The 21,147-nt window shown below is 72.3% G+C and carries 21 protein-coding genes and 1 riboswitch; of the genes, 6 read left to right on the top strand and 15 right to left on the bottom strand.

Annotated features, from left to right (window positions below):
- Window positions 1–12: 12 nt before the first annotated feature.
- Together OG524_RS01365 and OG524_RS01370 are read right to left on the bottom strand one after the other, a co-directional pair.
- A complete protein-coding gene (locus tag OG524_RS01365; RefSeq protein ID WP_405392828.1) occupies window positions 13–801 on the bottom strand; it encodes a GNAT family N-acetyltransferase in 789 nt (262 codons plus the stop codon).
- 180 nt (window positions 802–981) lie between these two features.
- Window positions 982–1,419, bottom strand: coding sequence for a winged helix-turn-helix transcriptional regulator (locus OG524_RS01370; protein WP_405808648.1), 438 nt, complete (start codon window positions 1,417–1,419; stop codon window positions 982–984).
- Window positions 1,420–1,652: 233 nt separating this feature from the next.
- On the opposite strand from OG524_RS01370, the gene OG524_RS01375 reads away from it, so the two are divergent.
- The 5 genes from OG524_RS01375 (at window position 1,653) to OG524_RS01395 (ending at window position 7,253) form a co-directional block, all read left to right on the top strand.
- On the top strand, window positions 1,653–1,985 hold the full coding sequence (locus OG524_RS01375; RefSeq protein ID WP_405808649.1) for a VOC family protein: 333 nt from the start codon (window positions 1,653–1,655) through the stop codon (window positions 1,983–1,985).
- Between the two features lie 260 nt (window positions 1,986–2,245).
- On the top strand, window positions 2,246–3,118 hold the full coding sequence (locus OG524_RS01380; RefSeq protein ID WP_405808651.1) for a SigB/SigF/SigG family RNA polymerase sigma factor: 873 nt from the start codon (window positions 2,246–2,248) through the stop codon (window positions 3,116–3,118).
- Window positions 3,119–3,436: 318 nt separating this feature from the next.
- Window positions 3,437–4,798, top strand: coding sequence for a bifunctional o-acetylhomoserine/o-acetylserine sulfhydrylase (locus OG524_RS01385; protein ID WP_405392826.1), 1,362 nt, complete (start codon window positions 3,437–3,439; stop codon window positions 4,796–4,798).
- Complete coding sequence (locus OG524_RS01390; protein ID WP_405393388.1) at window positions 4,795–5,952, top strand: homoserine O-acetyltransferase; 1,158 nt, start codon at window positions 4,795–4,797, stop codon at window positions 5,950–5,952. The genes OG524_RS01385 and OG524_RS01390 overlap by 4 nt, the downstream gene beginning before the upstream one ends.
- Before the next feature lie 41 nt (window positions 5,953–5,993).
- Complete coding sequence (locus tag OG524_RS01395) at window positions 5,994–7,253, top strand: sulfite oxidase (RefSeq protein ID WP_405808654.1); 1,260 nt, start codon at window positions 5,994–5,996, stop codon at window positions 7,251–7,253.
- Window positions 7,254–7,290: 37 nt separating this feature from the next.
- Here the strand turns inward: OG524_RS01395 and OG524_RS01400 are convergent, their stop codons facing one another.
- On the bottom strand, window positions 7,291–8,112 hold the full coding sequence (locus OG524_RS01400; protein WP_405392824.1) for an adenosylcobinamide amidohydrolase: 822 nt from the start codon (window positions 8,110–8,112) through the stop codon (window positions 7,291–7,293).
- A gap of 142 nt (window positions 8,113–8,254) precedes the next feature.
- Between OG524_RS01400 and OG524_RS01405 the strand changes: the two genes are divergently transcribed.
- On the top strand, window positions 8,255–9,259 hold the full coding sequence (locus OG524_RS01405) for a PRC and DUF2382 domain-containing protein (RefSeq protein ID WP_405392823.1): 1,005 nt from the start codon (window positions 8,255–8,257) through the stop codon (window positions 9,257–9,259).
- A gap of 138 nt (window positions 9,260–9,397) precedes the next feature.
- On the opposite strand, the gene OG524_RS01410 is transcribed toward OG524_RS01405, so the two are convergent.
- From OG524_RS01410 to OG524_RS01465, 12 genes are all read right to left on the bottom strand, one after another.
- On the bottom strand, window positions 9,398–10,198 hold the full coding sequence (locus tag OG524_RS01410; RefSeq protein WP_405392822.1) for an ABC transporter ATP-binding protein: 801 nt from the start codon (window positions 10,196–10,198) through the stop codon (window positions 9,398–9,400).
- Window positions 10,195–11,277, bottom strand: a complete 1,083-nt coding sequence (locus OG524_RS01415; RefSeq protein ID WP_405392821.1) for a FecCD family ABC transporter permease — start codon at window positions 11,275–11,277, stop codon at window positions 10,195–10,197. The genes OG524_RS01410 and OG524_RS01415 overlap by 4 nt, the downstream gene beginning before the upstream one ends.
- Window positions 11,274–12,284 (bottom strand): ABC transporter substrate-binding protein, encoded by a 1,011-nt coding sequence (locus tag OG524_RS01420; RefSeq protein ID WP_405393386.1) that lies wholly within the window; start codon window positions 12,282–12,284, stop codon window positions 11,274–11,276. The genes OG524_RS01415 and OG524_RS01420 overlap by 4 nt, the downstream gene beginning before the upstream one ends.
- 93 nt (window positions 12,285–12,377) lie before the next feature.
- A riboswitch (cobalamin riboswitch) is annotated at window positions 12,378–12,566 on the bottom strand.
- A gap of 127 nt (window positions 12,567–12,693) precedes the next feature.
- Window positions 12,694–12,855, bottom strand: coding sequence for a hypothetical protein (locus OG524_RS01425; protein ID WP_405808657.1), 162 nt, complete (start codon window positions 12,853–12,855; stop codon window positions 12,694–12,696).
- Complete coding sequence (locus tag OG524_RS01430; protein ID WP_405808659.1) at window positions 12,852–14,708, bottom strand: acyl-CoA dehydrogenase; 1,857 nt, start codon at window positions 14,706–14,708, stop codon at window positions 12,852–12,854. Before OG524_RS01430 ends, OG524_RS01425 begins: the two co-directional genes overlap by 4 nt.
- Window positions 14,709–14,964: 256 nt before the next feature.
- Window positions 14,965–15,243 (bottom strand): type B 50S ribosomal protein L31, encoded by a 279-nt coding sequence (locus OG524_RS01435; protein ID WP_405392818.1) that lies wholly within the window; start codon window positions 15,241–15,243, stop codon window positions 14,965–14,967.
- Window positions 15,244–15,385: 142 nt separating this feature from the next.
- Window positions 15,386–16,267, bottom strand: coding sequence for an ABC transporter substrate-binding protein (locus tag OG524_RS01440; protein WP_405392817.1), 882 nt, complete (start codon window positions 16,265–16,267; stop codon window positions 15,386–15,388).
- Window positions 16,268–16,322: 55 nt separating this feature from the next.
- On the bottom strand, window positions 16,323–16,967 hold the full coding sequence (locus OG524_RS01445; protein ID WP_405808662.1) for a GNAT family N-acetyltransferase: 645 nt from the start codon (window positions 16,965–16,967) through the stop codon (window positions 16,323–16,325).
- 46 nt (window positions 16,968–17,013) lie between these two features.
- Window positions 17,014–17,907, bottom strand: coding sequence for a YihY/virulence factor BrkB family protein (locus tag OG524_RS01450; protein ID WP_405392815.1), 894 nt, complete (start codon window positions 17,905–17,907; stop codon window positions 17,014–17,016).
- Between the two features lie 117 nt (window positions 17,908–18,024).
- Entirely contained in the window at window positions 18,025–18,342 is a 318-nt protein-coding gene (locus OG524_RS01455; protein ID WP_405392814.1) for a cupin, read from the bottom strand.
- A 103-nt stretch (window positions 18,343–18,445) separates the two neighbouring features.
- Entirely contained in the window at window positions 18,446–20,074 is a 1,629-nt protein-coding gene (locus OG524_RS01460) for a glycoside hydrolase family 13 protein (RefSeq protein ID WP_405392813.1), read from the bottom strand.
- A gap of 105 nt (window positions 20,075–20,179) precedes the next feature.
- Window positions 20,180–21,136, bottom strand: a complete 957-nt coding sequence (locus OG524_RS01465; protein WP_405392812.1) for a carbohydrate ABC transporter permease — start codon at window positions 21,134–21,136, stop codon at window positions 20,180–20,182.
- Window positions 21,137–21,147 lie beyond the last annotated feature (11 nt).

Here is a 21,147-nt window from a genome sequence, read left to right on the forward strand (position 1 = left end):
GCATGTTCGTCGCTAATGCCTCACTTGTTCCAACCTACCCGCCCCCGGCACCGGGGTCCTGGCGTGGGTCCACGGGTCCGGTTCCACCGGAATGATCACGGAGAAGAAGGATGTCCGGCGGCGCAGCCGGAAGCCGAGGGATTCGTAGAGCCGGATGGCGCCGGTGTTCGACGCGGAGGCGTGCAGGAAGGGTGTCTCGCCGCGCTCCTTGATGCCGTGGGCGACGGCTCGGACCAGGCGGGACGCGAAACCCTGGCCACGGACGGATTCATCGGTGCAGACACCGCTGATCTCGGTGTGGCCGGGCGGGTGCAGGCGCTCCCCGGCCATCGCGACGAGGACACCCGAGCGGCGGATGCCGAGGTAGGTGCCGAGCTCCACGGTGCGGGGCAGGAAGGGTCCGGGGCGGGTGCGGGCGACCAGTTCCAGCATCTCCGGGACATCGGCGGGGCCGAGGCGCCTGGCCTCCGGGTCGGGGGCGGTGTCCACGCCGTCGTCCACCAGTTGCACACCCTCCCCCTGGAAGACGATCTCCCAGCCGGCCGGCGGCGGCTCGCGGAAGGCGGTGAGGGTGACGGACGCACCCGGCCCCGCCAGGGCGGCGACATCGGCCCAGTCCTGGACGTCGGGTGTGTCCGGGAGGGCCAGCCACGGGGTGACGTCGACCGGATAGCGCAGGATGCGGCCGCGCCGCTCGGCGAAGTGCGCATGGGGCCCGGTCAGGGCGGCGCGGGCCGGGTTGTCCAGCGGATGGGCAGCGCCGGAGTCCTCCGTGGACGGCAGGCGGCCGGGGGCGGTCATACGGCCACCTCCTTCACGGTCCTGCTGCGGGTGCGTCGTCTCGGCGCGGTGCGGTCGAATGCGTGGGTGTTGGGCATGAGCTCCCTCAACTGCGGTCTGCCTAGGTGGCTCCGACAGGTGGGGAAAGCTGATTCACCCTGCACGCATTCCCGGGACGCCGGACTGTTCACGCGCGCGCAATCAACGAGCCCCGCCCGCACCCGGCGCCTCGTCGTACGAGGTCTGGCCCTGCTCCGTCCCGTACGTGACCGGCGCCGCGTCGTACCGCTCGCGGGCGGTCTCGATGTCGTCGAGATACTGCCCCGTCCAGTCGCACACCCCGTTCACCCGGGACCGCAGCGCCCGGCCCGCGTCCGCGGGGGCGTACTCGACGCGCGGCGGAACCGTCGGATACACCGTGCGCCGCACCAGGCCGTCCCGCTCCAGTCCGCGCAGGGTCTGGGTGAGCATCTTCTGGCTGATTCCGGGTACCTCGGCGCGCAGCTCGGTGAAGCGGAGCGTGCGTCCCGCGAGTGCGTTGATCAGGGTCAGGGCCCATTTGCCGGCGACGGACGTGAAGATCTCGCGTGCCAGCGAGTGGGTACGGAGCACGGAGGCTTCGGCGAACACGACGCTCACGGCAGCCTCGACAGGTACGACGGATACGGCAGGTACGGCAGGTTCGGTCACCTCGGGGTGCCGCGCTCTCCTGAAAGTGCCTCCTTCCGGCCGTCCGGCCGCTCTTCTACGTTTCGGGGTAACCCGCGGATGACGGGCCCTGTTCCAGGGCCGGTCCGGTGTGCGGGTGTGCCGGAAAGAGGAGGACCGTATGACCATCCTGGAAGACCTATGCGCGACTCTGGGTCGACGACATGGCCGCGACCCTGCCGCTGCTGCGTGAACTCGTGGGCGCCGAGCCCGGCCTACGCCTCGCGTTCGAGCAGATCGAGCTGGCGGCCATCGGTGACTTCCCCGTGCTGGCGGGCTTCGCAGGAGCGCGCGCGGTACGCCCACGCCACGGGGCGGTGGTCGTCGCCGACCTCGACGCGGTGATCGGCACCCTCGCCGAGCACGGCGCCGTGATCACCACCCCGCCGGCCGCCGGGCCGACCGGCCGCTTCCTCTACGCGCGCCACGCGGGCGGTGCGGAGGTGGAGTACGTGGAGTGGGTGCCGGAACTGGTCCGGCGGATCGTGGCTCGCTGAGCGGATCCGGCCCCAACGTGCCTCTCGCTGTGGCACCCTGGGTACGGCCGCCCCACCGGGCTCCCCCGTACCGGTGGGGCGGTTCTGCGTTTCCGTCGGCTCCGACGGCCCCCTCCCACCGTGACCACGGAGGGCTATCGTGGCGATTCCCGGCCATAACCGCCATGGATACGGCTCAAATCAGCTCCTCCACGCATGAGTTGCCTCCGCACGGGCAGGCGCCTACACCTCATGGACTACGACCAGGGGAGCGTGACGAGATGACGGCGCACACTGCGCAGACCGCCGGTGCGGAACGAGCAGGCGCCGCGGACGGCCTTCCGTGGATCGAGGACGCGGGAAAGATCGCCCCGCAGGACGCTCGGACACTGTCCAGGGTGTTCTTCGACCGCCTGCAGGTACTCGATGAGGGCACTCCGGAGCACCAGTACGCCCGGAACACGCTCATCGAGATGAACCTGTCCCTCGTACGGTTCGCGGCGGGCCGCTTCCGCAACCGGGGCAGCGGCGACATGGAGGACATCGTCCAGGTCGGCACGATCGGTCTGATCAAGGCCATCGACCGTTTCGACCTCTCCCGCGAGGTCGAGTTCACCTCGTTCGCCGTGCCGTACATCGTCGGTGAGATCAAGCGGTTCTTCCGTGACACCACATGGTCCGTGCATGTGCCCCGGCGGCTGCAGGAGCTGCGGGTGGACATCGCGAAGGCCAAGGAGTCACTGGCGGCCGGCCTCGACCGGGACCCGACGGTGCACGAGCTCGCCGAGCATCTCGGCCTCGACGACGGGGAGATCACCGAGGGCATCGTCGCCGCGAACGGCTACACGGCGGGCTCGCTCGACATGCCGACCGATACGGCGGACCAGGCGGGCCGCGCCGTGGGCGGGCGCACCTTCGCGGACGTACTGGGTGAGCCGGACCCGGCCATGGAGACGGTGGAGAACCTCCACACCCTCGCGCCGCTGCTGGACGATCTCGACGACCGTGAGCGCCGCATCATCGAGATGCGGTTCGGCCAGGAGATGACGCAGGCTCAGATCGGCGAGGAGCTCGGCATCTCCCAGATGCATGTGTCCCGGCTGCTCAGCCGTCTCCTGCGCAAGCTGCGCAGCGGGATGTTCACGCAGGACTGACGGTCCGGCCCTTCCTTCGCAGGACTGACGGTCCCGCCCTCGCGGACGTCACGGCCGGTCGGGCGGGCCCGGCCACCCCGGCGCCCCCGCACCCACCCAGGTGACCGCCCCGACGCACCGGTGCGGACGGGGGGCGACGGGATCGTTCCGGGCGAGCACCGACTGTTGCCGCCGCATTGCAGCTTCGTGGCCACTCGGGCGTCCCGCTTCCGTTCCCGGGCGTGCGCCTTCTACGGTCCGTAACCAGTCCGTCGCCGCCGCGGTGCGTCCGGGCTTGCGCGTACGAACCCGCCACCGAACCACCGTGCGAGGAAAGACATGAGCCAGCCCGTCGACTCCGTCACCGCAGGACACACCCCCGAGGACCACGACCGGCAGGACGCCGGTGCCGCCTGGTCCTTCGAGACCAAGCAGATCCACTCCGGGGCGGTCCCGGATCCCACGACCGGTGCCCGCGCGGTGCCGATCTACCAGTCGACCTCGTTCGTCTTCCGTGACACCCAGCACGCGGCCGACGTGTTCTCGCTGGCCGAGCCCGGCAACATCTACACACGGATCCACAACCCCACGCAGGACGTCCTGGAGCAGCGCATCGCCGCGCTGGAGGGCGGAGTCGCCGCCGTCGCGCTCGCGTCCGGTCAGGCCGCCGAGACGCTGGCGCTGCTGACGCTGGCCGGCGCCGGGGACCACATCGTCTCCTCCACCTCGCTGTACGGCGGTACGTACAACCTGTTCAAGCACACCTTGCCGCGGTTCGGCATCGAGGTGTCGTTCGTCGAGAACCCCGACGACGTCGAGGCGTGGCGGGCGGCGATCCGCCCGAACACCAAGGTCCTGTTCGCGGAGACGCTCGGCAATCCGCGCGGCGACGTGCTGGACATCCGGGGGGTGGCGGACGTGGCGCACGCGGCGGGGATCCCTCTCGTCGTCGACAACACCGTGCCCACGCCGTACCTCCTGCGGCCGCTGGAGCACGGCGCGGACATCGTGATCCACTCGGCGACGAAGTTCCTGGGCGGGCACGGCACCACGATCGGCGGTGTCGTCGTGGACGGCGGCACCTTCGACTTCGGTGCGCACGCGGACCGCTTCCCGGACTTCCACACCCCCGACCCCAGCTACCACGGCCTGCGGTACTGGCCGGACCTCGGCCACGGCTCCTTCGCCGTGAAGCTGCGGGTCCAGCTGCTGCGCGACCTCGGGCCCGCGCTCTCCCCGCACTCCGCGTTCCTGCTGCTCCAGGGCGTGGAGACGCTGAGCCTGCGCCTGGAGCGGCACACCTCCAACGCGCGGGAGCTCGCCCGGTGGCTGGAGGGCCGCGACGAGGTGTCGGCCGTGCACTACGCGGGGCTGGAGTCGAGTCCCTGGTACGAGGCCGGGCAGCGCTACCTGCCGCGCGGCGCCGGAGCCGTCCTCTCCTTCGAGTTGCGGGACGGTGTGGAGGCGGGCAAGCGGTTCGTGGACGCGGTCGAGCTGTTCAGCCACCTCGCCAACATCGGTGACGTACGGAGCCTGATCATCCACCCGGCGTCCACGACGCACAGCCAGCTGACCGAGGAGCAGCTCACCGCCACCGGTGCCACCGCGGGGCTGGTGCGGCTCTCGGTGGGCCTGGAGAACGTGGACGACCTCAAGGCCGATCTGGAGGCGGGGTTCCGCGCCGCGAAGGCGGCGTCCTGAACCGGGTCGCCACGGCCCCCGCACTCCCCCTCCCGCCGGCCGCCGGAGGCTGGCGGGAGGGGGATCCGCCGGGCCGCCGCTCGTGGGTGACGCTGGACGGCCCGCTCCGGCTGGAGTCCGGTGCCGCGCTGCCGGACGTGCGCCTGGCGTACGAGACCTGGGGCCGGCCCGCACCGGACGGCGGCAACGGGGTACTGGTCCTGCACGCGCTGACCGGAGACAGCCACGCGGCGGGCGCCGCGGGCCCCGGGCATCCGGCCCCGGGCTGGTGGGACGCGCTGATCGGGCCGGGCCGGGCCCTCGACACCGACCGCTGGTTCGTCGTCGCCCCGAACGTCCTGGGCGGCTGCCAGGGCAGCACGGGTCCGTCCTCCCGGCGGCCCGACGGCACGCACTGGGGTGCCGAATTTCCGTATCTGACGGTCCGTGACCAGGTGGCGGCGGAGGCCGGGCTCGCCGACGCGCTCGGTATCGGCCGGTGGGCCGCGGTGATCGGCGGTTCGATGGGCGGGATGCGCGCCCTCGAATGGGCGGTGGGCCGGCCGGACCGTACGGGATCGCTGCTGGTGCTCGCCGCCCCGGCCGCTTCCTCGGCCGGACAGATCGCCTGGGGTGGTGTGCAGATCTCCGCGATCCGTGACGACCCGGGATGGCAGGGCGGGCGGTACCACGCCTCGCCGCCGGGTGCGGGACCGCACCGGGGGCTCGGGCAGGCCCGGCGGATCGCCCATGTCACCTATCGCGGTGAGGCGGAACTGGAGGCACGGTTCGGCAGGGCGGCGCAGCAGGGTGAGCTTCCCTCGCGGGGCGGCCGCTATCAGGTGGAGTCGTATCTCGACCACCACGCCGCCAAGCTGGTGCGCCGTTTCGACGCGGGCAGCTATGTGACGCTCACCGAGGCCATGAACGGTCACGATGTGGGCCGGGGCCGCGGCGGGGCCGCGCGGGCCCTGCGCCGCGCGGGCATGCCCGCACTGGTCGCAGGCATCGCGTCGGACCGGCTGTACCCGCCGCCCCAGCAGGCGGAACTGGCGGCGCTGCTGCCGGGCGCCGACCGTCCGCGGATCATCGAATCTCCGTACGGGCATGACGGATTCCTCATCGAGACCGGCCATGTGGGCGGTCTCGTGAGGGAGTTGCTTCCTGCGCCGTGACGGTGACCGCTGTTGTCCCTTCCCTTCACCCTGGAGTGCCCATGAGTTCCGTAGCGTCGTCGGAAGCCGCGTACGACCTGATGCGGCTGCGGCAGTGGTCCCGCGGCCGGGCGAGATCGGCCGGGATCGACCGCCGGGATCTGCTGCGGCTGGTCGCCGCCGCGTCGGTGGCCGCCCCGCTCGTCCCGGCCGTCGCCGGGCCCGCCCGCGCGGCAGGGAGCCTGGCGGGAGTGGTGAAGCCGCTGCCGCCGGAACTGTTCACCGTGCGCGGCACCAACGCCGAGACGAAGTTCGAGGCGCTGCGTGGCACCGGGCTGCTCACGCCCGCCGACCGCTTCTTCGTCCGCAACCACACGGCCACCCCTCGCATCGACGCGGCGGACTGGAAGCTGACGGTCTGGGGCAGCGGACTGACGGGCGGGCCGGTGGACTTCTCGTACGAGGCGCTGCGCGCCCTGCCCTCCGTCACCCGTACCGCGTTCGTCGAGTGCGCGGGCAACGGCCGGAGCTACTTCACCTCCCAGCAGGGCCAGCAGGTGAGCGGGACCGCCTGGACGCTGGGCGCGATCGGCACGGCACGCTGGCGCGGGGTACGGCTCGCCGATGTGTTGCGGCTGGCCGGGATCGGCCGGGACGCGGTCGACGTGCTGCCGCGCGGCCTGGACGCGGAGGTCGTCAGCGACGGGACGAATCTGGGCCGGGTGCGCCGGCCGCTGCCGGTGGTGAAGGCGCTGGACGACGTCCTGCTCGCCTACGAGATGAACGGCGAGCCCCTGCCGCCCGACCACGGGCATCCGGTCCGGCTGATCGTGCCGTCCTGGGTGGGCATCGCGAACATCAAGTGGGTGGGTGACATCGAGGTGAGCGCCGAGCCGCTGCTGAGCCCGTGGAACACGGGCCTGTACCGGCTGTTCGGTCCCGGATATCCGGCGGAGGGCAGCGCGCCCCTGTCCCGGCAGACCCTCAAGAGCGCGTTCGAGCTGGCACCCGGGGCCACGTTCACCGCCCGTCGCAGGCAGGTGCTCACCGGCCGGTCGTGGTCGGGCGGCGCACCGGTGCGTTCGGTCGAGGTCAGTACCGACGGGGGCGCCCGGTGGCGGCCCGCACGGCTGCGTGACGAGCCGCGCGGCGGGAGCTGGGTCCGCTGGTCGGCCGACTGGGTGCCGCGGGAGCCGGGCCCGGCCGTGCTGCTCGCGCGGGCGACGGACCAAAAGGGCCGCACCCAGCCGGCGACGACGGCCCACAACACGCAGGGCTACCTCTTCGACGCGGTGGTCAGGCACCCGGTGACGGTCGTCTGACGCCGCCCGCCGGGAACTCCCCTCGGGTGGGCGGGACTCAGGACTGCCGCACCGCGCCGTCGAGGACGGCGCGGTGCACGGCTCTTGCGAGTCGTGCGCCCCAGAGCGAGCGCGGGCCGGCGAACGGCTCGCCCGTCCCGGCCCCGGGATCGTGGGCGGCGACGCACACCGCGTCCGTGGGGGTGCCCGAGCAGTCGAGTCCGGCCTCCACGAGGGCCTGGACCTTCGCCTCGGTGGCGGTGGCGACCGCGTTGACCAGGGCCGCGTCGGAGAGGGCCACGGGAAGGGTGACGACGATGTTGACGGTGCCCGCAGGCAGCGGCCCTTCGGTGCCCGGGGCCGGTACGGCGGCCCATCCGCGTACGCCGAGACCACTGGTGACGGTGGCGGTCGCACCGCCGTCCTCGGCGACGGTGTGCGCGGTGACGTCCGCGGCCGTCATCAGTCCGGCGCCGGGGCCACGAAGGCCCTCGGCCGCGGCGATCCCGGCGAGGTGGCGGTCGGGGTCGAGCCGGGGGTAACCGCCCGGTACCTGTGCGTTGAGGATCCATACGCGCGGGCCGAGCCCGCCGCCGAGTACGGCGCTGCTGCACACCCGCCAGCCGGGTCCCAGCCGCCAGACCAGGTGGTGGAGGCCGATGCCCTCCTCCTGCCTGGCCAGCAGCTCGCCGCGCTGTCCGGGCAGGCGGACGCGTACGGATCCGATGGTGCACCCCCGTTGGCAGGCCGGCCGGCGGCCGGCGACGGCGCGTCGATCATACGTGCGCGGCGGGGCCGCATCCCCGGCGCACCCATGGAGGTGGTCACCCGAATGGCGTAGTCCGTCGAGATGGCCGATACAGGCGTTGTGCGGGGCCACCGCCCACCCGGGGTGTCCTGGGCCGTCCGCCGCCGGGGCCGGGAGGTTGCACCGTCCAACCGGGTGAGGCGCGATGGAATCCGGACGCGCCTCCCCTGATGGACACACCCACAGGACGCGCCCGGGCGAGGAGGAATCGGCCATGGGAGCCGCTGACGGTTTCACGGATTCCGGAGAACTCGACGGTCTGACTGTCTACGACAGCGACGGCGAGAAGGTCGGCAGTGTGGGGCGGGTGTACGTCGACGACGACACCGGCAAGCCCGACTGGATCACGGTCAAGACCGGCATGTTCGGCATGAAGGAGAGCTTCGTACCACTTGCCGGAGCCCGTCGTGTGAGCTCCGACCTGCACGTCTCGCACACGAAGGACCGCGTCAAGGACGCCCCACGGGTCGACGCCGACGCGCATCTCTCCGTAGCCGAGGAGGAGGAGCTCTACCGGCACTACGGCCTGACCAGGAAGGCCGCGGGCAACGCGGGCGCGGGCGGCGACGCACGCACCACGTCCGGAACCGGAACGGCAGCCATGGGCGCCGCCGGGGCAGGAGCGGGAGCCGGAGCGGCGGCGGGAACGGCCCGCACCTCCGGGACCGGCAAGACGACGACGACCGGTGCGCCGGGCACCGCGGCCACCAAGGGCGCCGGGATGGGCAGGCACCGCGACACGGAGGCGTCCTCCACCTCGCGTCCGCTCGCCGGAGCCGGGGCCGAACGGTCCGCCGCGGGTGCCGCGGGCCGGGAGGAAATGGTCCGTTCCGAGGAACAGCTCCTCGTCGGTACGGAGGAGTACGAGAGCGGAAGGGCACGCCTGCACAAGTACGTCGTGACCGAGCACGTCACCCGGACGGTGCCCGTGTCCCACGAGGAGGTGCGCGTGGTGCGCGAACCTCTGCGGCCGGACGAGAAGTCGACCGGTACGAACATCGGTGAGCAGGACGTCGAGGTCACCCTGCACGCCGAGCGCGCCACCGTTCGCAAGGAGGCCGTCCCGGTGGAACGGGTCCGTCTCGAAACCAACAAGGTCACCGAACAGAAGGAAGTCTCCGCCGAGATCCGTAAGGAGAAGATCGACTACGCGGACGGCAAGGACATGGGCAGCGGCAAGGACATGGGCGGCGAGTACGGCCAGGGTCGTCGCCGCTGACCCCCTCACCCGGCGGCGACAGGCCTCGCGGCAGTAGCGAGGGGCGGACCCGGACGTTCTGCGGGCCCGCCCCTTCGCGTCCGCGCACGGATCCGGCCGGCCCGAATGCCGGGCGCGCCCGTCCACGTGCCGCCGGACTCACCCGGTACCGGGGGCGCGGCCGGCCGCGCCCGGCAGGAAGCGCACCGAGGGCCTGCCGTCCGGCCCGTCCGGCGTCACGACGGCCCGGACCCGGTAGACCTCGGCGATGAGTTCCTCGGTGATCACCTCCGAGGGTGTTCCCGCGGCCACCGCACGGCCTTCCCTCATGACGGTGACCCGGTCGCAGAACATGGCCGCCAGATTGAGGTCGTGCAGTGCGATCACCGCGGTGACGGGCAGCTCGGCGACCAGGGACAGCAGCTCCAGCTGGTGCTGGATGTCCAGGTGGTTCGTCGGCTCGTCCAGCAGGAGTTCGCGCGGCTGCTGCGCGAGGGCGCGGGCGATCTGGACCCGCTGGCGCTCACCCCCGGACAGGGTGTGCCAGGACTGCCCGGCACGGTCGGCCAGTCCGGTGCGCGCCAGTGCCTCGCGCACGGCGGCCTCGTCCTCGGGGCCGGGTGCGGACCAGGCACGCCGGTGCGGGATGCGGCCGAGTCGTATGACGTCGAGCACACTCAGCTCGACCTGGGTGACGGCGTGCTGGTCGACGACGGCCACGCGCCGGGCCACCGTGCGGCGGCCGGTGTCCGCGAGTGTGCGGCCGTCGAGGGTGACGACGCCCGCGCCCGGGGTGAGGACCCCGGCCATCACCCGCAGCAGCGTGGACTTGCCCGAGCCGTTCGGGCCCAGGAGCCCGACCGTGGCGCCGGGCGGCGGGGCGATGCTCACGCCGTCGAGGACGATCCGTCCGCCCGCCTCGCGGGTCACCCGCTCGGCCCGCAGGCCGGTGTCCGTCATGTGCTCCTCCGGGTGCGGTACAGGACCAGGACGAAGGCGGGCACGCCGATCAGGGCGGTGAACACACCGACCGGCACCTCCTGCGGGTCGAGGACGGTCCGGGCCAGTGTGTCGACCCAGACCAGGAACACCGCCCCGGCGAGCGCGGTGACGGGCAGCAGCCGACGGTGTCCCGAGCCGGTCAGCGCGCGGGCGGCGTGCGGCAGGACGAGGCCGACGAACCCGATGGCGCCGGCCGAGCTGACGAGCGCCGCGGTGAGCAGCGCGGTCGTGCAGAGCAGCACGATCCGGGTACGGGCGACATGGATGCCGAGGGCCGCCGCCGCGTCCTGGCCGAACGCGAACGCGTCGAGGGTACGGGCGTGTCCCAGGCAGATCAGCAGCGTCACGGCGAGCACCGCGGAGCACATCCACACATCGGTCCAGCCGACCCCGCTCAGGGAGCCCAGCAGCCAGAACAGCACGCCCCGGGTCTGTTCGGCGTCGGCGGCCGTCATCACGACGAAGGAGGTGAGCGCGGAGAACAGCTGCATGGCGGCGACCCCGGACAGCACGACCCGGTCGGTCGATCCGCCGAGGGTGTGGCTGAGCAGGAGCACGAGGGCGAACGAGCACAGGGCACCGACGAAGGCCCCGGTGGAGATCGACACCGCTCCCCCGCCGACCCCGAGGACGACGACGACGACCGCTCCGGTGGACGCCCCGGAGGACACGCCGAGGACGAACGGGTCGGCGAGCGGGTTGCGCAGCAGGGACTGCATCACCGTTCCGCACACGGCGAGCCCCGCCCCGCAGACCGCGGCGAGCAGGGTGCGGGGCATGCGCAGGTTCCAGATGATGCCGTCCCGGATCGGGGTGAGCCGGGTGTCGCCCAGACCGAGGTGGGAGGCCACCGCGGACCAGACGTCGGGGACGGAGATGCGGGCCGGCCCGATCGTGACGGCGACCGCGACGGACAGGAGCAGCAGGGCGACACCGCCGCTCCAGAGCAGGCCGTCGCGCAGGACGCGGGCGGGCGCTCTGTCCGGAAGTACGCCCGGGGCCTGTTCGGTGACGGTCGCTCCGCGGGTGACGGTCACCCGGCGAGCCCGAAGGAGCGCAGCCCGGCGGCGACCGCCTCCACGCCCTCGACGGTGCGGATGGTCGGGTTCATCGCCTGGCCGCTGAGGAGGACGTAGCGCTTGTGCCGGACCGCGTCCATGTTCTTCGTGGCGGGGTTGGTCTCCAGGAACTCGATCTTCTTCTCGGCGCTCTCGGCGGTCTGCGACTTGCGCGTCAGGTCGCCGATGACGAGGACGTCGGGGTTGCGGTCGGCGACGGTCTCCCAGTTGATCTGGGGCCATTCCTCGTGGGTGTCGTCGAAGACGTTCTTCGCGCCGAGTTCCTTGGTGATGATGCCGGGCGCTCCGCAGCAGCCGGCCAGGTAGGGGGCCTCGGAGTTCGCGAACCAGTAGAGCAGGGTGGTGCCGGAGGCGTCGATGTCCGCGGTCGCCGTCCCGATCCGCTTCCGGAGATCGGCGACGAGTGCGTCGCCCCGCTCCTGCACGCCGAACACCTTCGCCAGGTCGTGGACTTCGCCGTAGACGCTGTCCATGGTGAGGGGCTTCGTGCGGGAGCCGTCGCTGCTGCCGGTGTTGTCCTTGGCCGTGCAGTCGGTCGGCGAGAGGTAGGTCGGCACACCGAGCTTCTCGAACTGCTCGCGGGGCGCGACACCGCCCTTGCCGAGTGTCGACTCGAACGAGGCGCTGACGAAGTCGGGTTCCTTGTCGAGGACCTTCTCCGACGAGGGGTTGTTATCCGCGATGCGGGGTACCGCGGCGTCGGCCTTCTCCAGGCCCTTCATCACCGGGTCGGTCCAGGTCGCGGTGCCCACGAGCCGGTCGGCGAGGCCCAGGGAGAACAGGATCTCGGTCGATCCCTGGTTCAGGGAGACCGCGCGGCGCGGTGCGGCCCCGACCGTCACCGTGCGACCGCAGTTCTTCAGCGTCACCGGATATCCGGCACCGCCGTCCTTCGCGGCCTCTCCGGACGGGCTCGTGTTCCCGCCGCCGCAGGCACCGATCAGGACAAGTCCCGCGGTGAGCATGACGGTTCGGCGTACGGCACTGGGTATGGACGGCACGGAATCCCTCTGCGTCTCTGGGCTCTTGCGCGAAGCCCGTACGGAATACCGCTCCCGGTACGGAAGCGGGGTGCCAGCAGGTTTTCGGACTCGGGTTCGTCCGGACGGGACGCCTTCCCGGGGCACCCGAGAGTGTCCCAGTGGCTGTTGGCCCCGCCCGTCCCCCTCACCGCTGCGCGTCAGCTCCGGACTCTCACCGGATTCCCTGACTCCACGTGGAGTGCGACTGGCGTCTGCAAGCTATCACGCAGCGATCGGGCGGCCCGCACGCGCCGGGAGGGGGTGCACAGGCATCTGCCGCACACCCCCGCGCACCTCCCTCGCCCACTGGTTGCCCATCGTGCCGTCAGGGTGTGCGGCGAACCGATTCGCCTCAACCGGCCTGGGGTTTCGTGCGGCGGGCGAGCAGGGATGTGGTGCCCCAGTACGCCAGCAGAACGGCCCGCAGACCGAGGATCTCCATGGTCTCGCGCACACCCCGGCGGCCCGGGACGGTGGTGCCGGGGCGTCCGCGAACGGCCCGTTCGGCGCTCACACCGTGCCCGCCGACGCGAGCGCCGCCCCGGCCTGCCAGGGCCCCTCGGGGTCGTCGTACGCGTCGGCGTAGTCGGGTCCCGCGATCGGCCAGTCCGCGAGCAGTTCGGCGGGCAGCGCGAAGGACTCGGCCAGTTCGGGGGCGTGCGCGGCGACGGCCGCGATCAGCTCCTCGGTGGCGTCGGGCAACTGGTCGACCTGATCGGCGCTCAGGAGACCCGCGGCCAGCAGGTCGCCGCTGTTGCGGGCCACCCATTCGAGGGCGAACAGCCGCTCCAGCTCCGTCAGCCGCTCCCGCGCGGCCCCGCCGGGCAGCGCGGCGCGTGCCTGCGCGAAGGCCTCGGCGGCCTGCCGGTAGGCGTGGGCCTCGACTCCGCGCAGGGCGGGCCCGGAGCCCGCGTTCCACCGTGCGAGCCTGTCGTCGTGGATCGCCGAGAGCAACCGCTCCCTGGCCCGGCCGAACCAGATCTTCTCGACGGCCGCGAGGAGTCTGCCGAGGAAGTACGGATCGGCCAGGTCACCGGGGGTGCGGTCGAGCGGGGTGTCCCACCGGTCGGGGTCGGCCGCGAGGAGCAGGTCCGCGGCCGCCTTGCTGTACAGGGCGACGTTGTCGCCCTCCGCGGTGATGGCGCCCTCCACGCCGGTGACGAGCTCGGTCATGCCGTTGTTCTCCAGCAACGCCTGCGCACCGCAGCGTTCACGGCACTGGACGATGACGGCGCGTGCCTGCCAGGTGATCCAGGCCTTGGCGACGGCGACGAGCCGTTCCGCCGCGGCCCGGTCCTCCTCGGTGCAGACCTCCCACCGGTCCAGCGCCCGGCGGTGCAGAAGACTCATGGCGAACACCGTCGCCATGGCCGAGGCGAGCGGCCCGTGGTGGGTCCGGTGGGCGTTGACGGGGACGGTACGGGCGCCCCGGGCACCGGAGATCATCCGGTGCCCGCCGTAGCGGACGGCGACGGCGAGGGTGGCCCTGGCCGAGCCCGCGGCGCAGGCGCTCATGGAGATCCGGCCGGGAACGACCCGGCCGATGGAGGTCAGGAAGCGTCGCCGGCGATCGGCCCGCGTGCTGCTGAAGTCCCCCTGCCCGCCGCCTCCCTCCCGCGCTCCCAGCAACGCGGACCGCTCCACGAACAGCTGGTCGAACGCGGTCAGGCAGTGGTCCACGGGGCTGCCCATCCTGGCGGGCAGACGCCGCACGCGTACCCCGGGCAGAGCCCGCACGTCGTCGGTGAGCGGTACGAGGAAGAGGCGGATCCCGTGGTCCTCGCCGTCGTCCATCAGACGCGCGGCGACCAGTCCGGACTTCGGCCCGCCCGCCGGGCTGGTGTTGGGCATGAACTTCTGCGCACCCGCGTTCGGAGTGTGCAGCACGAAGCCGTCGCGCGCGCGGTCGTACGTGGCGGTGGTCTCCATGGCCGCCGCGTCGTTGCCGTGCGCCACCTCCGTACAGAGGAAGGTGCCGACGCGGCGCATCGTCAGGTGGTCCGACAGGTCGCGGCTGCCGACGGCGTCGTGGTCGAGGAGGCTGCCGAGGAAGAGGTTGTAGTGGATGCCCGCCACGGTGGTGAGCGCGGGGTCCACCGGGCCCAGCCATTCGTGCAGGGCGGCGAGTGCGCGCGGGTCGGCGGCGAGGCGTGCTCCGCTGTCGAGGGAGCGGTTGAGGATGCGCAGCCTTTCGTAGGCGAGGCCCAGGCGCTCCTCGGGGGTCCCGCCCGCGGGGCGGCGGAACGGTTCTGTACTGATCAGCCGCTGCCAGAAGCCGTGCTCGCGGCGGTAGCCGGCGCCCAGGAGGACGCCGGTCAGCAGATCGACGGTGGATAGTGGGGCGGTGTCGGTAAGGGGCACGGTCATGCAGATCTAAACGACCGGGGCGGGGGCGAGGACACTCACCACCCGGGTACAGGTGTGCTGGTCAGACCTGTACGAACCCGGGTGACGGTACGCGGGGCACGGAGCCGTGCGCGGGCCCGGCCGTGGCGGGTGCCCGGCCGTGCACGGCACCGCGTCCGGGAGCACCGCGCACGCCCCGTTCGTGGCCCGGGTCACCGGAGGCGCGGCATCGGGCCCGTCTCCCGCGCAGGGGCGTGCGTCCCGGGAAGGTAAGGGATCAGGAGGCTCCCTTGCCCCCTTCGTCCTTGCCTGACTCGTCCCCGTACCGGCGCTCGAATTTGGCGACCTGTCCCTCGGTGTCGACCACACGCGCCTTGCCCGTGAAGAACGGGTGGCTCTCCGCCGAGATCTCCACGTCGATGACGGGGTAGCTGTTGCCGTCGTCCCAGTCGATGGTCTGGTCGCTCGACGCGGTGGACCGGGTCAGAAAGGCGTAGCCGGCGGAACGGTCGCGGAAGACCACGGGGCGGTACGACGGGTGCTTGTCCTGCTGCATTCCTGCTCCTGCCCTCGGAGGTACGGGGGATCGCGTGTCCCCGCATCCGGGCCAGCCTCGCGAACCGCGGTGACGGGCGCGATCCGGCACGTCCGTACGGAGCAGCAGTCGGCCTGTCTGCCGACCGGGCGGTCCGTCCGCGTCAGCCGCCCGTCGCCGCCTCCACCGCGTCCGCCACGAGTCCGAGGAAGCGCGCGTGGGCCTGTGGGCTGCACACGGGCTCCGGGTTCCACGGCACGGTCAGGGCTCCCCCTGCGACCGCCGACCAGGCGGGGGCGTCGATCTCGTCGAGCGGCGTCGCGTTGGACCGGATGTCCGTGAGGACGATGTGCGGCCGGAGCTCCGCCGCGTCCGTCCAGCCGGTGGTGGACCAGTTGACCCCCGTACCCTCGGCCGGGGACACCAGGGTGACCCCGAGCTCGGCCAGCACCCGCAGTTCGGGCCACATCCGGGGGCGGGCGACGTGTGCCTGCTCCTGCCCGGCCGGCGACAGCGCCACCACCCGGGGGCCGTCGGGCGAGGCGCCCGCCGCATCGCGGAGCCGTTCCCGCGCGGCCCGGAGGTCGTGTACGGCGGCCGGCGCCGGTGCACCGCCGAGCGAGCGGGCCAGCTCCGCGAACCGCTCGGACACCCGGTCCAGGGTGCGGGCCTGGCCCACGTCGATCACGACGACCGGGACCCGCTCCTCCAGGTGCTTGGCGGTGTCCGGGTCCAGCCCGTAGATCTGGCCGTGTCCGTAACTGACGGCCACGACCAGGTCCGGGCCGCCGCGTAACAGGGTTTCCACGTCCAGGCCGTCACCCGCACCCCGGTAGTCCACTGCGCCCGGTGCGAGCGTGCCGGTCTTCGCGGGGTCGGGCTCCGGGCCGTCGTGACCGGAACCGAAGATCCCCTCCGGGTGTATCCCGTGGTCCCACAGCGTCGCCCCCGCCTGGACGTACGCGAGGACCCGCGACGGGCGCGGGTCCACCGCGGTCAGCCGCCCGCGGTCGTCCGTGAACCTCCATGCGCTCTGTTCCCTCACGTCTCACTCACCCCTCCGCACCCGTGCCTCGGCCCTCTCCCGAGGTCGCATCCCACTACCTGCCCACCCCTCGGCCGCCACACCCCTCCGTGGGGCGTCCCAGGAAGGTGAGCGGCCCGGGGTCGGGAACCGCGATCTCGTGGAAACCGAGCCGGTCGTAGAACGCCCTGGCCGGGGTGTTCGCCGTCAGCATGGACAGGTGGACGGCCGGGACCCCGAGGGTGTGGAGCGCGCCCAGGAAGGTCCCCATCAGCTCCCGTCCGAACCCTTTGCGCTGCCAGGGCGGCAGCAGGTCGATGTGCAGGTGCGCCGGATGCCCGTCCAGCTGGGGCAGGATCATGCGCTCGGGGTCGTACAGGAGGGCGGTCATGTCCTCGGTGTGCGTGCGCGGCGGCCCGCCGGGCTCGGGGAAGCGCTCCGTCACCCGCGGGAGCCAGACCTCGCGGAACGCGTCGGCGAAGCGCCGGGTGTCCGCCGTTCCCAGGATGTAGCCGACCGCCTGCCCCGTCCCGTCGTCCAGGACGAACGTGAGCTCGGGTTCGAGGTGGGCGTAGGGCTCGGCGAACAGCGCCGGCATCAGCCCGGGGTCGGGGTACAGGTGCCGGGAGTCTCCACCGTTGTCGGCCGTGCGGATACAGATGTCGGCGAGGGCGTCGCGGTCGCCCGGGCGGTAGGCACGTACGTGCGCAGCCTTGGTCATCGCTCCATCCTGCCCATCTGGGAGCGCTCCCACAAGGGCCGGCGGCTCAGCTGCCGGCCTCCTCCGTGCGGGCCAGTTCGACGTTGAACTGGGCGCCCGTCAGCAGTGCCAGGTTGGCGAACCAGATCCAGATCAGGAAGACGACCAGACCGGCCAGCGATCCGTAGAGCCGGCTGTAGCTGCCGACGTGCGTGGCGTACAGCGCGAATCCGGCCGAGGCGAACAGCCACAGGAACGCGGCGAGCACCCCGCCCGGCAGCCCTCGCCTGATGCCTCGGGCGGTACGCGGGCCGGTGCTGAAGAGGACCAGGATCAGGCAGGCGACCAGGAAGAGCAGGACGGGCCACTTGAGGCCCTCCCACACGGTCGCCCCGGCCCGGGTGAGTCCGGTCCGCTCCCCGAACCAGCGTGCCAGCGGGCCGGTGAGGACGAGGGCGAAGGCGCTGGCCATCAGCAGGACGAGCAGTCCGATCGCGGACGCCACGATGATGTGCGCCTGGCGCAGCGGGGGCCTGGTGTCCTTCACCCGGTGCATGGCGTGCAGCGCTCTGCGGAAGACCGCCAGATAGCTGGAGGCGGACCAGACGGCGCTCACGCTGCCGGTGGCCACGAGCAGCCACACCGCGGTGCGCTCGTGGGTGGCCGCCTCCAGGGGCTGGCGCAGTGCCGCTCCGGACTCGGCGGGCGCGAAGGCGGTGATGTCGGTGATCAGGGTGCTGGTGGCGCCGGGGTTCGCGAGGCCGATGACGGAGACGGTGACCAGGAGCGCGGGCAGCAGGGCGAGGATGGCGTAGTACGTGAGGGCCGCCGCCCAGTCGGAGAGGTCGTCGTTCCAGAGGGAGACCGGGGTCCGGCGCAGGGCGGTGCGCCAGTTCGGTGGGGCCTGCCCCGGCGCGGGCGGGGTGCGTTCCGCGGTGGGGGCGTCGGTCCTGCTGGGCACGCTGGTACTCCGGGGGACGAGGGATGGATCGGTGGGCCGGGTGCCGTCGTGGGACGCCCGGCTGCCACCTTTCTCTCATGCCTCGTTCCCGCCGGTGTATGCGGGTTGCCCGTGGCCTCAGTCGTTCACCGCGGTCAGCAGCACCACGGCGTCCTCCAGGGCCAGCAGTCCGTGCCGCTCCTGGGGAATCGGGTGCAGCACGCCCGATCGCAGTTCCACGTCCCCGGAGGCGGCGGTGAGCCGGACCGAGCCCCGCAGCACCTGGAGCGATGCGGCGGGCGGCGCGTTGTGCTCGTCGAGGGCGGATCCCGAGGTGAGTGCGATCACCGTCTGCCGCAGCGGTTCCTGCCGCAGCAGCAGGTGCGCGCTGCGTCCGTGCGCGTTCGCACGGGCCGCGGTCAGGTGCTCGTCGGCGAGAGCGTTGAGATCGTCCATAGGACCACTGTGCCGCAGGCGCCGCTCCCCCGCTCCTCCGCCGGGCCACCCCGGGACCCGTGCCGGAGGGCGGCCCGGGGCGGGCCGCCCTCCGGCGGTGGTGTCAGCTCCGCAGCCAGACCGCCGTGTCGTCGGGCAGCAGGCCGGCCGCGTCCAGCGGGCCACTGCTCAGCAGGACGTCGGTGTGGGCGGGGAGCGGGACCGGGCCGCCGGACAGGTTGACGACGCAGACCAGCCCGTGGTTCCTGGCGAAGGCGAGCACCCCGGGGCCGGACGGCAGCCAGTTCAGCCGGCCGTCGGCCGTCTCCCCCGGGGCTGCGGCGAATCCCGGTGCGGTGCGGCGCAGGCGCAGGGCCTCCCGGTAGAGGGCGAGCATCGACCCTGGGTCGGTGCTCTGCGCGTCGGCGGCGTACGCGGGCCAGGAGGCGGGCTGCGGCAGCCAGGGTTCGGTCTCGGAGCCGAATCCCGCGAACGGTTCCCGGCCGGACCACGGCAGCGGCACCCGGCAGCCGTCGCGCCCGGGGTCGATGCCGCCGGAGCGCAGGTGCATCGGGTCCTGGATCCGCTCCCGGGGAATGTCGGCCTCGGGCAGGCCGAGCTCCTCGCCCTGGTAGAGGTAGACGGCGCCCGGCAGGGCCAGCGACAGCAGGGCGGCGGCGCGGGCCCTGCGGGTGCCCAGCTCCAGGTCGGTCGGGGTGCCGAAGACCTTGGCGGCGAAGTCGAAGCCGGTCTCCTGGCGTCCGTACCGGGTGACGGTCCGGGTCACGTCGTGGTTGCACAGCACCCAGGTGGCGGGGGCGTCGACGGGGGCGTGTTCGGCGAGGGTGTCGTCGATCGCGGAGCGCAGCCGTGCGGGGTCCCAGGGGCAGGCCAGGAAGGTGAAGTTGAAGGCGGTGTGCAGCTCGTCGGGGCGCAGGTAGCGGGCGAAGCGCTCGGAGTCCGGGAGCCAGACCTCACCGACGAAGACGCCGTCGTACTCGTCCGCGATGGCGCGCCAGGAGCGGTAGATCCCGTGGAGCTCGTCACGGTCGGTGTACGGGTGGGGGTCGACGCCTTCGGTGAAGTCGGGCAGGGCGGGGTCCTTCGCGAGGAGGGCCGCCGAGTCGATCCGTACACCGGCGACGCCGCGCTCGAACCAGAAGCGCAGGACGTCCTCGTGTTCCTGGCGGACCGCCGGGTGCGCCCAGTTGAGGTCCGGCTGCTCGGGGGCGAACAGGTGGAGGTACCACTGGCCGTCGTCGAGCCGGGTCCAGGGGGTGCCGCCGAATTCGGATACCCAGTCGTTGGGCGGGATCTCGCCGTGCTCGCCTCGCCCTGACCGGAAGTGGAAGAGGTCGCGCTCGGGGCTGCCGGGGGCTGCCGCGAGGGCCGAGCGGAACCAGCTGTGCCGGTCGGAGACGTGGTTGGGGACGATGTCGATGATGGTGCGGATGCCCAGCTCGCGGGCCTCCGCGATGAGCTTCTCCGCCTCGGCGAGGTGGCCGAAGGCGGGGTCGATGGCACGGTAGTCGGCGACGTCGTAGCCGCCGTCGGCCAGCGGTGAGAGGTACCAGGGGGTGAACCAGAGGGCGTCCACGCCCAGTTCCACGAGATAGGGCAGCCGGGCCCGCACTCCCGCGAGGTCGCCGGTGCCGTCCCCGTCGCCGTCGGCGAAGCTGCGTACGTAGATCTGGTAGATGGCGGCGTCGCGCCACCAGGGTGCGGTGGCCTCGGTCGGACGGATGGCTGCCACGTGACGTTCCTTTCGGGCAGGGAGGTACTCCGCCGCCGGCCCCGGACGCGGGGCGCGTGGTGGGAGGACCGGCGGCGGAGTGCTGGTGGGGACGGCGGGGTACTGCTAGCCCTTGAGGCCGCCCGCGGTGAGACCGCTCATGATGTTGCGCTGGAAGAGCAGGAAGATCAGCAGGGTCGGGACGGACGCGATGGTGAGCGCGGCGATGAGGACGTTCTCCGGCACTCCGCTGGCCAGCGAGTAGATGCCCACGTTGAGCGTCTGTCTGCCCGGGTCGGGCAGCGTGAGCATGGGCCAGAGGAAGTCCTTCCACACCCCGACGACCGCGAAGATGGAGACGACGCCGAGGATCGGCCGGGAGATGGGCAGCACCACCGAGCGCAAGGTGCGCAGGGGTGAGGCGCCGTCGATGGCGGCGGCGTCCAGCAGTTCGCGCGGGATGGAGTCGAAGAACCGCTTCAGCAGGAAGATGTTGAAGGCGTTGGTGACGGAGGGGAGCCAGATCACCCAGGGCGAGTTGAGCAGGTTGCGCTCGAAGATCGGCACGTCGAGCACGGTGAGGTACTGCGGGACGACGAGGACGGTCGCCGGGATCATCAGGGTGGCGAGCATCATGCCGAGGATGACCTTGCCGAAGAGCGGCCGCAGTTTGGACAGCGAGTAGGCGGCGGCCACGTCGAAGACCAGCTGGAAGGCCAGCGCGCCGAACGCGTAGTACAGGGTGTTCAAGAGCAGCCGGGACAGGTCCATCACGTTCCACGCCTGGGAGTAGTTCTCCGTGTGGATCGAGGTGGGAAAGGCCGTGGGCGGGCTCTGTACGACTTCCTGGGTGGTCTTCAGGCCGCCGGTGACCATCCAGTACAGGGGGCCGAGGAAGGCAAGGGTGAAGCCGACGAGGACCAGGGCGAAGACGATCCAGTAGACCGCCTTTCCGCGGCGGCGGCCCAGCTGGGCCGGTGAGATCAGGGTGCGCTGGCGGCCCTGGTCGGTCTCACGGCTCCGGCGTCGGCCGGCGCGCGGCCCTCCGGTCCCGCGCCGGGAGACAAGCGTGTTCGATGCCATCGTTGTGCTCC

Source organism: Streptomyces sp. NBC_01520 (assembly GCF_045040375.1).
GTDB lineage: Bacteria > Actinomycetota > Actinomycetes > Streptomycetales > Streptomycetaceae > Streptomyces.